The organism is Weissella paramesenteroides ATCC 33313 (assembly GCF_000160575.1).
Lineage (GTDB): Bacteria > Bacillota > Bacilli > Lactobacillales > Lactobacillaceae > Weissella > Weissella paramesenteroides.
Window position 1 is genome coordinate 316881 of record NZ_GG697129.1, and the last position, 16458, is coordinate 333338.

At 39.0% G+C, this 16458-nt stretch carries 12 protein-coding genes and 2 tRNA genes; 2 read left to right on the forward strand and 12 right to left on the reverse strand.

The window, feature by feature from the left end; translation table 11 throughout:
* Positions 1-108 precede the first annotated feature (108 nt).
* The 4 genes from HMPREF0877_RS04460 to HMPREF0877_RS04475 all read right to left on the reverse strand — a co-directional run bounded on the left by HMPREF0877_RS04460 (position 109) and on the right by HMPREF0877_RS04475 (position 5724).
* Positions 109-1896, reverse strand: coding sequence for an ABC transporter ATP-binding protein (locus tag HMPREF0877_RS04460; RefSeq protein WP_002828048.1), 1788 nt, complete (start codon positions 1894-1896; stop codon positions 109-111).
* Positions 1886-3613 carry an ABC transporter ATP-binding protein gene (locus tag HMPREF0877_RS04465; protein ID WP_040760563.1) on the reverse strand — a complete coding sequence of 576 codons (1728 nt, stop codon included), beginning with the start codon at positions 3611-3613 and terminating at the stop codon, positions 1886-1888. The genes HMPREF0877_RS04460 and HMPREF0877_RS04465 overlap by 11 nt, the downstream gene beginning before the upstream one ends.
* Positions 3614-3761: 148 nt before the next feature.
* Positions 3762-5045, reverse strand: coding sequence for a GTPase HflX (hflX, locus tag HMPREF0877_RS04470; RefSeq protein WP_040760750.1), 1284 nt, complete (start codon positions 5043-5045; stop codon positions 3762-3764).
* A gap of 7 nt (positions 5046-5052) precedes the next feature.
* Positions 5053-5724, reverse strand: coding sequence for a histidine phosphatase family protein (locus HMPREF0877_RS04475; protein ID WP_040760565.1), 672 nt, complete (start codon positions 5722-5724; stop codon positions 5053-5055).
* Between the two features lie 215 nt (positions 5725-5939).
* Here HMPREF0877_RS04475 and HMPREF0877_RS04480 point away from each other — a divergent pair.
* Together HMPREF0877_RS04480 and HMPREF0877_RS04485 are read left to right on the forward strand one after the other, a co-directional pair.
* Positions 5940-6011 (forward strand) — tRNA-Glu (locus HMPREF0877_RS04480).
* Between the two features lie 33 nt (positions 6012-6044).
* Positions 6045-6116: transfer RNA gene (locus HMPREF0877_RS04485), tRNA-Glu, on the forward strand.
* Between the two features lie 271 nt (positions 6117-6387).
* On the opposite strand, the gene HMPREF0877_RS04490 is transcribed toward HMPREF0877_RS04485, so the two are convergent.
* The 8 genes from HMPREF0877_RS04490 to HMPREF0877_RS04525 form a co-directional block, all read right to left on the reverse strand.
* Positions 6388-7218 (reverse strand): exodeoxyribonuclease III, encoded by an 831-nt coding sequence (locus HMPREF0877_RS04490; protein WP_040760567.1) that lies wholly within the window; start codon positions 7216-7218, stop codon positions 6388-6390.
* A gap of 104 nt (positions 7219-7322) precedes the next feature.
* The gene (gene adhE, locus HMPREF0877_RS04495; protein WP_002828053.1) at positions 7323-10016 is read right to left on the reverse strand and encodes a bifunctional acetaldehyde-CoA/alcohol dehydrogenase; all 2694 of its coding nucleotides are present in this window, start codon (positions 10014-10016) and stop codon (positions 7323-7325) included.
* 347 nt (positions 10017-10363) lie between these two features.
* Positions 10364-12280 (reverse strand): copper-translocating P-type ATPase, encoded by a 1917-nt coding sequence (locus HMPREF0877_RS04500; RefSeq protein WP_002828054.1) that lies wholly within the window; start codon positions 12278-12280, stop codon positions 10364-10366.
* An 8-nt stretch (positions 12281-12288) separates the two neighbouring features.
* Positions 12289-12558, reverse strand: a complete 270-nt coding sequence (locus HMPREF0877_RS04505) for a cupredoxin domain-containing protein (RefSeq protein ID WP_002828055.1) — start codon at positions 12556-12558, stop codon at positions 12289-12291.
* Between the two features lie 18 nt (positions 12559-12576).
* A complete protein-coding gene (locus tag HMPREF0877_RS04510; RefSeq protein ID WP_002828056.1) occupies positions 12577-12948 on the reverse strand; it encodes a cupredoxin domain-containing protein in 372 nt (123 codons plus the stop codon).
* Between the two features lie 18 nt (positions 12949-12966).
* Positions 12967-13419 carry a CopY/TcrY family copper transport repressor gene (locus HMPREF0877_RS04515; protein WP_002828057.1) on the reverse strand — a complete coding sequence of 151 codons (453 nt, stop codon included), beginning with the start codon at positions 13417-13419 and terminating at the stop codon, positions 12967-12969.
* Positions 13420-13600: 181 nt separating this feature from the next.
* Positions 13601-15496, reverse strand: coding sequence for a M13 family metallopeptidase (locus HMPREF0877_RS04520; protein WP_002828059.1), 1896 nt, complete (start codon positions 15494-15496; stop codon positions 13601-13603).
* 153 nt (positions 15497-15649) lie between these two features.
* Positions 15650-16375: a DUF4811 domain-containing protein gene (locus HMPREF0877_RS04525; RefSeq protein ID WP_131474165.1), complete on the reverse strand. Its 726-nt coding sequence runs from the start codon at positions 16373-16375 to the stop codon at positions 15650-15652.
* Positions 16376-16458 lie beyond the last annotated feature (83 nt).

Below are 16458 nucleotides of genomic sequence, written 5' to 3' on the forward strand. Positions count from 1 at the left end.
TACAAAGCCATTTTACGTCAGCTATCCGATAAATGCAACCGCTTACATTTTTTTGTACGAAAAAAAGGACTGAAACTTCTTCTTGAAATTTCAACCCTTTTGTATCGTCTAGTCAAAAACCATTTGATTCTTATATAATTCAGCATAGAAACCATTTTGTGCAAGCAAAGCTTCGTGATTACCTTGTTCAATGATCCGACCGTTCTTCAAAACAACAATCTTATCAGCATTCAAAATCGTCTTCAAACGATGGGCAATGACAAAACTTGTTCGACCAGCAATGACATTATCCATAGCACGCTGAATTTTCTCTTCTGTTACTGTATCCACATTTGATGTCGCTTCATCTAAAATCAGCAAATCTGGTTGTGTCAAAATTGTACGGGCAATCGATAACAATTGCTTTTGACCAGTAGAGAAAACTGAATTTTCATCAGAAACCTCAGTGTCGTACCCATGTTCCAGCGTCATAATGAAATCATGAATATTAGCTTGCTTGGCAGCGTCAATAACCTCATCATCTGTCGCATCAGTCTTTCCAAAAGTAATATTATCGCGGACTGATCCGGTGAACAGCACAGACTCTTGTAGCACAATCCCAACATTATCTCGTAATGCCGTTAGATCCATATCACGAACATCGACATCATCAAACAAAACTGCACCAGATGTGACATCATAAAAACGGTTCAGCAGGTTCATAATCGTTGTTTTACCAGACCCAGTCGGTCCAACTAAGGCAACCATTTCTCCCTTTGCAACATCAATATCGACGCCATGGATGATCTCACGTTCCTCGTTATAACCAAAATGAACGTCTTGCAACTTAATATCATGTTGCACACCTGCAAACTGCACACCATTCTTTGGATTAACTTCTTCATCCTGGTTAAAGATATCATTCAAACGGTGCACACCAGTCATGGCTTGCTGCATCATATTGTAAAGCGATGTAATTTGTGAAATTGGTTGGAAATATTGTTGTGAGAATGAAACGAAAGTAACGATCAATCCCAATCCAGTTGCACGTGAGGCAACATCACCAGTTAAGGCAAGTTTCGCACCGAAGAAGATAATAATCGCCAAATTAAATAATCCTAACCCTTGCATGATCGGATTAAGGACCCCTGACCAGGCTTGTGAACGAACCATCGCTTGGCGAACCTTTTCATTGTGTTCGACGAAACCTTCAATAGAGTCTTTTTGCAAACCGTTAGTGATAATTACCTTTTCACCATTTATTTGCTCATTAATGTACCCATTCAAATGGCCAACTTCAGCTTGTTGAATATCAACATACTTTTTTGCTTGAATCATAATCACAATACCAACGATGACAACAAGCGGTGTCGTTGCCATCGTTGCTACAGCCATTTTAGGACTCTCGTTAAACATCATCCATATAACCCCAATAAACATGACAACTTGTTGCAAAATTTGGAATAATGCATTATTCATGGCATTGAAAATGTTATCTAAATCAGATGTAAAGCGTGACAAAATTTCACCGTCTTGATGATTATCAAAATAACGTACGGTCATTCGTTGCAATTTAGCAAATAACCCAGTACGCATATCATTCACTGCTTTTGGGGCCACAATTGCTTGTAATAGGCCATTGATAAACAAAGCAACTAGAATCATTAAGGTAAATAACCCAAACAATAATAATGCTTGATGAAAATCAGCGAGACTAGCTTGGCTTTTCGTCATCGGATTAAGATAAGTCATCAAATATTTTGATAATTCAGTGATTGAACGACCCATATAAACTGGTGCTTTAACCTGCAGCCAAGTGGCTAAAATTGTAAATACCAAAATAAAAAACAAAGCCACCTTGAAACGTTTCAAGTAGTGGGCAAAGAACTTGGCTGATTCATTTAAATTATTCTTCATTATTCATTGCCTCCTTTGCTTTTTGGGTTGCATAAATCTCCTGATAAACTGGTGATGTTTGCATCAATTCTGAATGCGGTCCATACGCCACCATTTCACCATTATCCAAAACCAAAATATTGTCTGCATTGATGACTGAAGAAATTTTTTCAGCAATGATAAATGTTGTCGTATCACCCAACTCTTCATCCAATGCTTGTTTTACTAATTTTTCAGAACGTGCATCCAAAGCTGATGTCGAATCATCTAAAATCAAGATTTTTGGCTGACCAATCACACCACGAGCAATTGATAAACGCTGCTTTTGACCACCAGAGAAATTGGCTGATCGCTCCTCAACCACATGTTCATAATTGTCATCATATTGCTCAATGAATTCCGCTGCTTGCGCAATGTTTGCAGCGCGTTTCATATCTGATAATTGTGCAGTTGCCATTCCTTGACGTAAATTATCAGCAATCGTACCCGAGAACAATGTTGCCTTTTGTAGAACAAAAGATACCGTCTGACGTAATGAATGTTCATTGACATGTTTCAAATCAACGCCACCAACTTTAACCGTTCCTGCACTAGGGTCATAAATACGTGGAATCAATTGTGCCAAAGTTGATTTACCAGATCCTGTGGCACCAACAATACCAATCATTTCGCCAGGCAAAGTTTTAAATGACACATGCTTTAGCGTTGGATGATCATCATCTTGGTAGGTAAATGACACATCATCAAATTCAACACTACCGTCCAAATTTTGGCTTTCATTATTTTCATAAGTAAATTCTGGCTCAGTGTTCATAACTTCTTGGATACGTCCCATTGAGACGAACGCACGTGTTGCAAATGACATCATCATTCCACCAATAATAATGGCGTTCATAATAATCATAATATAGTTAGTAAAACCAGTAATTTGAGCTAATAATTCAGGCTGTGCATCGATCATGTTTCCGACTGAATAGATGGCAACGACCATTAATCCCTGCCCAACGAACATAAAAGCTGGCATAATCAACGCAAAAATGTAACCGATTTGGATATTAACATCACGCAACTCATTTGAGACATCAGTAAAACGTGCTTCTTCATTTGCTTCTTGGTTAAATGACTTAACCACACGCACACCTTGCAAATTTTCTTTAGCTTTCGCATTAACTTTGTCCATCAACCATTGGATCTTTCCAAAGCGCTTCCCCAAATTTTTAACAACAATGTAAGAAATAAATCCCACAAGGACAATCATTAAAATGACGATCCACCACAATTTAGGAATTGAGCGCATGGCTAAAATAAAACCACCAACAAATAAAATTGGCATACGCATCAATGGTTGCAACACAAGCATCAACACGTTTTGAATTTGCGTGATATCATTCGTTAATCGAACAACCAAGTTCCCAACTGAAATTTTTTCAATATTCGCAAATGAAAATGTTTGAATCTTGCGATAAGTCGCTTCACGTACATCAGCAGAAATTCCTTGAGATGCCCGTGCGGCAAAAATAGTATTCAAAATACCAGCAATCAAACCAATAACGGCTAACACCAATAATTGAATTCCAATTTTATTAACCTTGTCCATATTGTCATCCGTAATCGCCTGCACAATATCACTGAGCAATGTTGGCTGTAGCAACATCGCCACTGATGAGATGGCAACCATCAAAATGGCAATGGTCAAATTAAGTTTATAACGCCCAATAAAAGGCTTAAGCAACTTCATTTGGTTTCCTCCCATAACACTTATTTTTTATCCATGTAATATGCTATTGTATCACTATTTCATGCACGCATGTCAACCTACTTTACAAAAACCAGAGATAAAAAAACCAACAACACTTTCATGTTCTTGGATTCTCTATCAATTTCACTTATTTAGTCATTTCGTACTGTGCAAAACGAGCAGCTTGAATCGGCGTCAACGTAACTTTCAAAATGGTTCCTGATTCATCATAGTCTAATTCATGAACCGTTGCCTGCTCGTTTAATTCATTAACAACTTGGCCATCACTAAATGGCACATGTAGCGTTGTTGTAACGTAGTCAGGAAAAATATGTTCCTTAATCACCTCAACCAATAAATCTTGAGATGCTTCATCAATCGCAGATAATATCAAAGTATCTCCGGCCCGATCCGGATATACTTGCTCTGGTATTTTATCAGCCTTATTATATACCGTTACCATCGGCACATTCCCAACACCAATTTCTTTCAGTGTCTCAGCAGTTGTTGTCATCATTTCTTGATAGTGTGGATCAGAATAATCAACGACTTGAATGAGTAAATCAGCGTCTGCTGCTTCTGCTAGAGTTGCACGGAAGGCTGCCACCAGTCCGTGCGGTAGCTTAGAAACAAAACCCACAGTATCAGACAGTAAAAAGTTTTGTTTATCTGGTAACTGGATTTTACGCACTGAAGTTTCTAAGGTAGCAAACAACATATCTGCTTGGAAAACTGTTTTCTCTGGATTATCACCGAAACGTTTGACCAAACCATTCATAATCGTTGATTTACCTGCATTGGTATAACCAACCAAAGCGACATTACGAATACTCTGCTTTGCTCGATAAGCCCGCCGCGTTTCATCATCTGCCTCGATATTAGCCAATTCAGTTTGTAATAACGATATTTGATGCTGAATATGACGCCGATTCGTTTCCAGTTTGGTTTCCCCAGCACCACGACTCGTAAAGCTACCGCCACCACCAGTTTGTTGATCGAGACGAATATTCATTGATGTGCGTAAGCGAGGTAATTGATACTTTAATTGGGCAATTGCCACTTGTAACTTAGCAACTTTTGTCTTGGCACGAGAGGCAAAAATGTCCAGAATTAATGCTGTGCGATCCATAATATCAGCAGCTGTTCCTGCCTCTAGATTACGAATCTGCGATGGTGATAATTCATCATTTGTCACCACCATATCCGCATCATAGTAGGTCAGTGCTTCCTTTAATTCATCGACTTTACCTTTGCCAAAGTATGTTGCGGCGTTAGGCTTTTCTAATTTTTGAACAACGCGCCCAACAACTGTCATATTGTTAGCAGCAGCTAAATTAGCCAATTCAGTCATCTCGTAATCAAAATTTTCATTCTGTTGATCTAACCCAGCTAAGATTACTTGCCGAGTTGGTTGTTGTTCGTTTTCTATCATATTTTTCTTACCATTTTGTTGCTGTGTCATTATATACCTTTAGTTTCAAATCATCGTCTGTTACTTCCCAAATTGTAACAGAACCATTAAGTGGCTTTTCTACAGCTAATTCATGAGACGCATACTGAGCAACCAAGTTTCGAATCAATGTCCCATGTGATACAACTAAAATATTTTGACCATCTCGCGTGTTGCGGCGTAACAGTTCTAATCCCTTATTAACACGGGCCCAAAACATTTGCGCATTCTCAGCATCCCCAGTTGGATCGGCAACATGCATCGCATCCATCACATCATCCTGGCTAAGATTTGCCATTATATCCGCATATGTCTCAACATTTGCTAAGCCATTCTTTTCGGCAATTAGCTGTGAACTTTTATCACTTGGCAAACCTTCAAAGAAACCAAAAAACTGTTCACGTAATTGTTGTAGTTGCTCTGGCTCTTTCAAATCACCACTTTGCTTGTTACGTGATAGGACGAACTCCGCCGTTTGAATCGCACGTTGTAAGTCCGAAGAATAAGCCGCATCAAAGCGAATATTCTCTAAACGATCACCAGCAGCATAGCCATCTGAAATCCCCTTATCAGTTAGTGGTGCATTGCTCCAACCTTGCATGCGTTCGTAATGATTAAAAATCGTTTGTCCATGACGTACAAGATATAAATTGAATGACATTATTCTGAGCTCCTCTTCGCTTTTCACATTTTCATTTGTAAGTTATTACTTACAATTGTAACATTAAGTACTTTATTCCTCATTAAGTTAACTACCTTTACCACTTTATTTTAAAAAAGCAAATCAGAAGCAATAATTATGCAATAATAATATTGACAGGAACAGTGTTTCACTGTATAGTTAATTATTGTTGTTAAGACAAAGATGATAATATTGGCCCAATGGTCAAGTGGTTAAGACGTCGCGTTCTCAGCGCGGAATCCAGGGTTCGACTCCCTGTTGGGCTATTATAAAATAGCTTTGCTACAATTTATCATCATGGCCCAATGGTCAAGTGGTTAAGACGTCGCGTTCTCAGCGCGGAATCCAGGGTTCGACTCCCTGTTGGGCTATATATTAGAGATCATACATAATGATTACACGTCGACACGGTTACTTCTTTGTAGAGGTAGCCGTGTTTTTGTTTTTGTTTATGTATATATAATAAAAATAGTTATTATATTGAAAAAAGTTGGAACAAAAGAGACTGCTCCAACTTTTCTATGCTAAAAATGTATTAACCATAAGCCTGTAGTCTTGATAGCATAAACATATTGCAAAAGACTAAAGCCAATTATTTCGCTCCCTTTAATAAGTTATCGTCGCTATCTTATTATTCAATCATCACAACCTAAATCCATCAGTCATTTCTAATTTGATTGGCGCATGATCCTGACGAGCACCAGTGTCAATGACTGATAATTCGCTCACTTGATCGGCTAGTCGATTTGAGGTCAAATAGTAATCAATCCGCCAGCCAGAGTTATTAATCTTTGAGGTTTTTGAGATTTGCGCCCACCAAGTGTAAACACCTGCTTGATCCGGATGTAGATAACGGAATATATCCGTAAATCCTGCATCTAGTAGCTGGCTGAAGTGTTCACGTTCTTCATTAGTGAAACCCGCTTTTTTGTGATTAGATTTGGGATTCTTCAAGTCAATTTCTTGATGAGCAACATTAAAGTCACCAGAAAAGATAACTGGTTTTGTGGCATCCAACGTTTGCACATAGGCACGATAGGCATCATCCCACGCTTGACGATCCTCTAAGCGCGCTAACCCACTACCTGAATTCGGCGTATAGACAGTTGAAACATAATTATTTTCAAACTCCAATGTAATGATGCGACCTTCAATATCCATTTCACCAGGCGCTCCAATTTCAGGCATCGTCACACTAATTGGCTCATGACGAGTCAACATCATCGTTCCAGAATAACCTGAACGTCCGGTACTCATTCTTAAATAACGGTAGTAATTAGGAAATAATTCATCTAAGGCTGTTTCCTGTTTCTTAGTCAAACCAGTTGCCTTTAATTTTGTCTCTTGAATAGCTAACACATCTGGCTTTTCTAAGGCAATCTGTTGTAAGACTTCCCAGGTCATTACACCACGCACTGACTTATGTTCGACAGCTGCATTGATACTATCAATATTCCATGATATAAACTTCATTTTGCCACCGTTCCTCTTTGAAAAATCATTTTTATTCATTATAACAAAAAACAACCGCAGACCAACTCACTTAGTTGTTAGTCTACGGTTATTTGTATTAATTGTTAGAATTGGTCATGCAACAATTGTTCAATCTCACTCAAACGTGGTTGACGAGGATTTCCTGGCGTTGTTTGATCATTGTAAATAAGATCCATCAATCCTGATAGTTCACGATCGAAATCTTCTTTCTTCACACCATTACCAGAAAGTGTTAGATCCATATTCAACTTTGCAGCCAAATTCTCAATCTTATTGATCAATGCTTGAACTAGCTCGGCATCATTATTACCGGCCAGGCCAAGATGACGAGCAATATCGGCATAGTCTTTTTGTGCAGTGTATGTCTCATAACGTGGGAATGGTGTCCGCTTGACGTTACCAGTCACACCGTTAAACTTGATGACATGTGTCATGGCAATTGAAATTGCCAATCCGTGAGGTAGACCGAACGCACCACCAGTTTTGTGGGCAATCGCATGATTTAGTCCCAAGAAAGCATTTCCAAATGACATACCAGCTAATGTTGAAGCATAGTGCATCTTTGAACGCGCAAGCTCACCTTCCTTTGTTGGATTCTTTGCATCGTACTTATATGATTCTTCTAGATAATCAAAGATCAACTTGATTGCTTGCAAAGCCCATGGACGCGTAAACTCTGAAGACATTACTGAGACATATGACTCTAGAGCATGTGACAAGGCATCCATACCTGAATAAGCAACTGTACGACTAGGTACTGTCATGACAAATTCTGGATCAACAATCGCTACTTGTGGTGTTAACTCGTAATCTGCCAATGGATACTTAACATGTGTTTCGTCATCAGTAATAACTGCAAATGGTGTTACTTCAGAACCAGTACCTGAAGTCGTTGGAATTGCAACCATCTGAGTAAGACGTTGGTGCTCAAACTTTACAATACGCTTACGAATATCCATAAATTTTTGTGCTAATTCTTGGAACAAGCTCTTCAGTGCTTCATCATCGTACAAGATGTCTGGATTTGTTGCTGAGTACTCATACAAGAACCGCGCAATCTTACCAGCATCAAGCGCTGAACCACCACCAAGCAAAACTACCGTATCTGGTTTAAAATCAGCCATTTGGCGCGCAATTTCAATTGCTTGTGAAATCGTTGGATCTGGACTTACTGAACCATAGAATGATGTTTTTACTTGATCATCACGAAGCGCAAATTGATCCAAAATCTTATCCACAAAACCAAACTTAACCATACCTGGGTCGGCCACGATAAATGCTCGATCAACATCTGGTAATTCTTGTAAATACGTAATCGCATTTGTTTCGTAGTAAATATCCTTTGGTAAACGAACCCACTGTGGACGGTTACGACGACGAGCGACTGTCTTAACATTTAATAGATCATAAGTTGATAGATTATGCGACAATGAATTCTTCCCCCAAGTACCAGTTCCAAGCGTTAGTGATGGTCGCAAAGCGTCTGTATAAATGTCCCCAACACCACCAATTGAGTCGGGTTGGTTAACCAAAATACGTGATGCTTCGACTCTATCTGCATATTCTTTAACAAACGGATCATCTTGTGCCCCAATTTGAATTGCCGCATTATGACCAGCCCCCTGGTAGTTCAATAATGCGCGCACAATTTCAACCGCTTCGTTACGATCCTGTGCCTTGTAAATTGACAATAAGGGACTTAACTTCTCAGATGAAAGTGGTTCCCCAATATGGCGCTTTTCAAGTTCAAACAGTAGCACGTCTTTATCCTGTGGCAATTTTAGTCCAGCTTGCTCAGCAATCCAGCGACCAGAACGACCCGCAACCGGTCCAGTTACCCCATAACCATCACCAGTTGGCTTGAACACAAAGTCAGAAATTTTTTGATAATCTTTCTTTGGTGTCAAATAAGCACCTTGTTCTTGCAGTTTTTGTAGCATTTCATCATAGATTGATGCATCAATGACCACCGAGTTCTCTGATGCACAAATCATCCCATTATCAAAACGCTTTGATAATAGTAAGTCAGAAACTGCACGATCAACATTAGCTGTTTTATCAACATATACGGCACCATTTCCAGCACCAACACCCATTGATGGGTTTCCAGAATGCAATGCTGCATTAACCATTGATGGACCTCCAGTTGCTAAAATTGATGCAATTTTTGGATTCTTAATCAATGCATTTGTCGCATCAATTGAGGGCGTTTCAATCCATTGGATGAAGTTCTTAGGTGCACCAGCTGCAACCGCTGCATCATAAACGATTTTAGCAGCATGAGCAGAAGACCGTTGTGCTTGTGGATGGAATGCAAAAACAATCACATTGCGGGTTTTTGCTGTTAACATTGACTTAAAAATTGTCGTTGATGTGGGATTTGTTGTTGGCACAATACCTGCCAAAATACCAAGTGGTGCAACTAATTCAACTTTTCCACTTACTTTATCTTCTGAAATAACACCAACTGTTTTATCATTTTTAATTGCATTATAAACGGATTCTGATGCAAAACGATTTTTAGTATCCTTATCTTCAATAACACCACGTCCCGTTTCATCATAAGCTTCGTGAGCAAGTAGTAAAGCATTTTCAGAACCAGCTAAGGCCATGGCTGCGACAATCTTATCAACTTGCTCTTGCGTGTAAGTTTCAAATTTTTGTAAAGCAACTGCTGCCTGATCAACTAACTTATTAGTCATTTCTTCGGCAGCTGCATAGTGAGCTGCCTTTTCTTCAGGTGTCAGTATCTTCTTTTTTTTAGTCGTAGTAGTCATTGTATCTACCTCTCAAATTGTTTAAATTCATTAACTTTGCTCATCTTTTAACAATGTTAATTATAGCAAATGCACAACGCCTGTCAACTATATAAATTGTGTTTTATCAAGCTTTCACGTTTGTTTTCATTATTTTTCACAAACTTAATATACGTTTAAATTGTCGATATTGCTCATTTATTAACAAATGAAGCGCTTACATATTTTGTCGGATTTTATTTTTTAAACAAGCAAAATATTTTAAAAAAATACACATTTTTAACTATTAAAAATAATGAGGTTGGAACAAAAAATGTTCCAACCTCATTTTGCTAAAATTGTATAAATTATAGACTTGTAAATTTGATCTAATTCGTTGCAATTCTTGTTTTTCCAAGTAATACTGAACTAATAACGACTGATAGCGAACTGAGCGCCATTGCAATACCAGCAATTTCCGGACTCAAAATAAATCCAAGACCGTAAAACACTCCCGCGGCAACTGGAATTCCCAGCACATTATAAACAAATGCCCAGAAAAGATTCAATTTAATCCTACCAAAAGTTTTCTTACTCAAAGCCAAAGCAGTATCGACATCACGTAAATCATTTTTAACTAGCACAATACCACCGGCATCAATCGCAATATCAGTTCCTGATCCCATCGCAACCCCCACATCTGCAGTAGTTAACGCTGGTGCGTCATTAATACCATCCCCAACAAAAGCAACTGTACTATTTTTTTGTAGTTCATGAATTTTATCAGCCTTTTCTGCCGGTAATACTTCAGCAATCACCTCATCAATACCAACTTCATCCGCAATCGCCTGTGCAACTTGTTTATTGTCACCAGTCAGCATAATCGTCTTTAAGCCTCGTGATTTCAAGGCTGCAATCGCTTTTGCAGAAGTTTCTTTTGGTGTATCCTGAATTGCAATTAAACCAATCACTTGTTTTTGCTGTCCAACCAACACAACTGTCTTAGCTTCCTTTTGCAACTGTTTCATTCGCAGATTTAATTCATCAGTAATTGATGCATCGTCTAATAAACGATTATTACCAACAAACGCCCGCTGATTATCAATCGTTGCTTGCACACCTTTTCCAGATACTGCTTGAAAGTCTTTAACTGATGCCAAGTCTATTTGTTGTTTCTTAGCCTCTGCTAGGATAGCTAGTGCCAATGGGTGTTCTGAACCAGCTTCTAATCGAGCTGCCAAGGACAGAACTTGTTTTTCATCACCAACAATATCGGTTACTTCAGGTTTTCCAACCGTAATTGTACCCGTCTTATCAAAAACAACGGTGTCTACATCATTAACTTTTTCGAGCACCTCGCCATTTTTGATTAATATGCCCATTTTGGCACCACGACCCGTCCCGACCATCAAGGCAGTCGGTGTTGCCAAACCAAGCGCACATGGGCAGGCAATCACGACAACTGAAACGGCAAAAATTAATGAATGTGAAACATCATGGCCGATGAAGACATACCAAATCAAGAAAGTTAAGATTGCCACAATCAAAACAACTGGTACGAAGATATCTGATACACGATCGGTTAATTTTTGAATAGGCGCATGACTAGATTGTGCCTTTTTAACTAGGGTCACAATTTGGGCAAGCATGGTTTGGTCACCCACCTTTTCGGCACGAAAAACAAATGTTCCTGTCATATTCATTGTTGAGCCAATAACTTCATCTCCAGTCCGTCTAGTAACTGGCATACTTTCACCAGTCACCATCGATTCATCAATGGTTGATGTACCATCGACAATTTTTCCATCAACGGCTATTTTTTGACCTGGTCGCACTCGAATTAAATCATTAGTTACCACCTCATTCAGTGGTAACCGAATAAATTTACCATCACGCTTTACTTCAGCATCTTTTGCTTGTAGATCCATCAATTTTTCAATTGCCGAAGAAGCGTTGTCGCGCATTCTTTCCTCAAGTACTTGTCCAAGCAAGACAAAAGTAATCACAAAAGCTGCACTTTCAAAGAAGACAGCTTTCCCCGTAAACATTGCATAAATACTATATACATAAGCAGTTCCCGTTCCCACTGCAATCAATGTATCCATATTTGAGTGATGCTTTTGAAAAGATGACCATGCACTAGATAAAAACGGACGCGCTGAAATCAACATAATGACCGATGTTAAAATCAACATTGTCACCTCGCCACCTGGCAACATCCAGTGAGTGAACGGCATGACAATCATTGCAATTAACATTGGCAGTGACAATATCAATGATATCCAAAACCGTGTGGTAATTTTCATGGGTTCACCTACTTTACCACGACTTTACCATGGAACATATCCATACCACAGCTAAAATCAAATTCACCAGATTCTTCAGTGTTAACGCTGACTGTTCTAGGTTCATCAATTGGCAAATTCTCTTCAAAGCCAAGTTCCTTTGAATGGACCACATCTAAACATCCCTGCGCACTAGTACGAGTGAAAGTAATTTCTGCTGGCACACCTTGTTTTAAATTGACCACTTCTGGATCATAACCACCTGCGACTGTTACATTTACTTTTTGTAGTTCACTCATCTTTTTTCTCCTTTATTGTTATTTAATAATAACTTTGCCATGGAACATATCCATACCACATGCCCAACCATATTCACCTGGTTTACTTGTATCAATCGTAATCGTTTCTTCTTGATTTTGTGGTAAGGCTTGATTGATGCCAAAATCAGGGAAAACAACATGATCTAAGCAACTCGATGGATCAGTTCTCGTAAAGTGTAATTTAGCCGGCACGCCTTGTTTCAAGACAACTTGTTCTGGTGAGTATCCTCCCTTAACAAGAATATCAACATCTTGTTGATCTGACGCAATAGCTGCCGTTTCAGTCACTGCTTCATGTTTGCCAAAGAACCACCAAACAATAAAACCAATAATACAAATACCAATAAGTAGTACAATTATTCTTACCATATGAACTAACACTCCTTTCTAAGCCATCACAGAATCATTTTCGCAATGTCCACAGCTCATCGGTGCAATACAATCACAAGCCACCATCTCCGGAGCTGTTTGTAATTTTTCAGCTAAAGTTTTTTGTAATTCCTTAATATCACTTTGACTTAACGTTGTATTTGCCACCAATTTTGTCAGGGTACGTCCTTTTTTCATGCGACATAAACGGCCAAAAACTTCAGTTGTCATTTGATCCATCGCATCATCTTCACCAATCAATGGTCGATAAATAAATTTTCGTCCTTCTTTGCGCGTTGTTAGAACTTCTTTTTGCACCAAACGACGTAATAAAGTTTTAATTGTTGATTCAGTCCAATCTTTTTTACCATGAATTGCCATTATGATGTCACTACTGCTAGCTTCATGTAAAGTCCAAACGACACGCATTAACTCCCACTCAGCAGTTGACATCTCTTTTGCCTGCGCCATGATCTCACCTCTCTTTTTCGTCTACATTTGTAACTGTAATCAGTATAACCCTTTTCGTTGACGTTTGTAAACAAAAAAGGGTTGGAACATTTTCTTTTGTTCCAACCCTATCTTTTGTGCTAAAAATGGTGCAAATCACGTGTCACATCGGCTTCAAAACGTGTCTCGATTCCCCTTTTTATTACCAAATCATCGTCCGATCGATTGGTTCACGATACATACCATCATCAGGTTTTACATCAAAGGTCTCATAAAAATCATCAAAATTTGAAACAATCACGTTAGTACGTGCTTTGTTGGGTGCGTGCACATCAACGGCGGCAAAAAACTTCATTAATTCTGGCCGTGCCTTCATGCGCCAAATCGTTGCCCAGCTTTCAAAAAATTCCTTCGCCGAAAAATCTGCTTCTCGTTTTGCTGCCGCTAACGCAGCAGCAAAACCACCTAAGTCAGCCACATTCTCCGAAACCGTTAGTTTACCATTTACCTTTGCACCATATGAATCTAAACCATCAAATTGATCAATAATTTTTTGCGTGCGTTCCTTAAAGGCCGCAAAATCTTCGTCAGTCCACCAATTATTTAAGCTACCATGTTCATCAAATGAAGCACCATTAGTGTCAAAGGCATGCGAAATCTCGTGAGCGATAACTGCACCAATCCCACCATAATTTGCCGAAGCTGATTGCTCTAAACTGTAAAATGGTGCCTGCAAAATGGCTGCTGGGAACACGATTTGATTTTGCTGTGGATCGTAATACGCGTTGACCATATGTGCTGGCATATGCCACTCATCACGGTCCACTGGTTGATGCCACTTTGCCCATGTACGCGCAACACTTTGTTGTGTAAATTTTTGCATTGCTTCAAACAAGGTTGCCCCATCATCGACTATTTTATCCTGATAGTAATCAGGTAGTTTCTCTGGATAGCCAATGTGTGGCTTAATCGCATTCAACTTAACAACCGCTTGATCTCGCGTTGCTTGTTGTAACCAAGTCGCCTGCTGTAAACGCTCTTTATAAACGTCAATCATCGTCGCCACTTTGTCCTCAACATCAGCTTTGGCTGCTGCGGAAAACTTTTTATGTGCATACCACAAACCTAATGCCTGATTAAATGGTCCTTCAGCTAGATAATAAGCTGATTTTTGACGATTCTTTGCTTCCGGTGTACCTGATAATGCACGGCTATAGGCACCACCTAGGATACGAACTTCGTCAGACAAGTAACCTGTATAACCGTTGGCAATACCAACAATTAAGGTCGCTTGCAAAAATGGCCAAGCTTCTTCAGAAAAGAATTGATCAGCCGCGTGCCAGAACCGTTCTTCTGGTACGACAACCATATCAGGTTTCTCACCAATCATTGCTGTCACGATATCGTCTAATGGCAATGCAGGCGCTAAAGCTGTAAAATCTTCCCATTTATATGGCTTATATAGTTTGACATACTCTGAAGATTCTTCTTGACTCAATACGACCTTGGCAACACGCGCATCAAAAGCAATCGCTTTATCCAGTAAGTCCTTAATTTCATCAGAACTAAAGCCAAATTTAGGTAATAATTGTTCTTGAGATTCACGCCATTGCTTTAGTAAATCGGCACCTTGTGGATGGCCGGGTTCATAGTAAGTTGTATCTGGCAGAATCGTCCCTAAAGCGTCAGCCCATAAGACGTATGTTTGGGCGTCTTTGAAATCAGGTGCAATACCTAATGGTAAAGCATTTGACAAACCTTCTTTTTCTAAAGCAACGATATTTTGAGCAAAATCTGCGAATGATTTAAATTGCTGATAGCGTTCAATAATTGGTCGAACTGGATCAGTACCTAGTTGATTACGTGTTTGCCAATCTGCAGCTAGACGATGGTACTTGATAAAATTTTGTAGCACCTGATCATCTGGTACATCATCCCCAGCTAGCCATTTATCAGTTGTTGCCAACATTAGTTCTTCAATCTCATCAGCTAAGTCAATGAAGCCACCTGTTCGTGACTTATCATTTGGAATCACAGCTTGTGCGATCCATTCTTCATTGATTGCTTCATAAAAATCATCTTGTCGACGTGTCCCCATTGTTTCACCTCAAATTTTAATTTTTCTTATAGACTAAGATAACACAATTTACCATCTTAGAACATCTGCCATTTTTATTTTCAATAAAGGTGTAATAAAAAAGCCGCATACGGTGCTATAAATTACAGGCACACGTATTCGACATTAAAAATATTATTCTGCTTGTTGCCATTTGCTAATTTGGTTTACTATATCAACCTTTAATTGCTTCTTAGCATCGCTCGTTACTTGCTTAACAACATCATTCTTCAACTTATTCTGACTCTCCGTATCATTAACGAAATCTTTATCCGTTTTCACTTTTTCAGCAACACGTTTATCAATTTCGTCACGTACCTTATCAGAAATTTTTGATTCATTTGTGTCAATTAATTTTTGTAAATCGTCAACTTTATCATTAGGCACAACATACCAGCCCTCAGGTAACGTCAATTTATAGGTTGTGCCACCTTGTTCAAGGGTCTTTTGCCCCAAAAGTAAGAAACGACGCCATGTTGAGTTAGCTTGGTAGGTCATTACTGTTGTTTTCAGCGTTGCGTCCTTACCAGCAACCACTTTCGTTTGAGCTTGTTGTGTCAATGTTTGATACGTTTTATCATTTGTTTTGTATGTATAACGCAAGCGACCGTTACTACCTTTTTCTGTTGTAACTAAATTAAACCCATCAATCACAACCGCAGGCTGAATTTTTTGTGTCTTAGTAAATGGCACTTCCGCCATCAAGAAGTGACGTTGTTGTGCTCGTTGCAATCCCAACCCCATAAAAATAGTCAATAAAAGACCAAGCGTAATCGGTACCCATCGGACTTGATGGTGAACGACCCCTTGGATGGCTGCATACGCTAGCAGCACAATTCCTAACACAAATAAGACAATCATTAACTTTCTCCTTAAAAACATATTCAACCATTAAAAATTATACCAAAAAAAGCTCATAACCGCCAAAAATTAGCGATTATGAG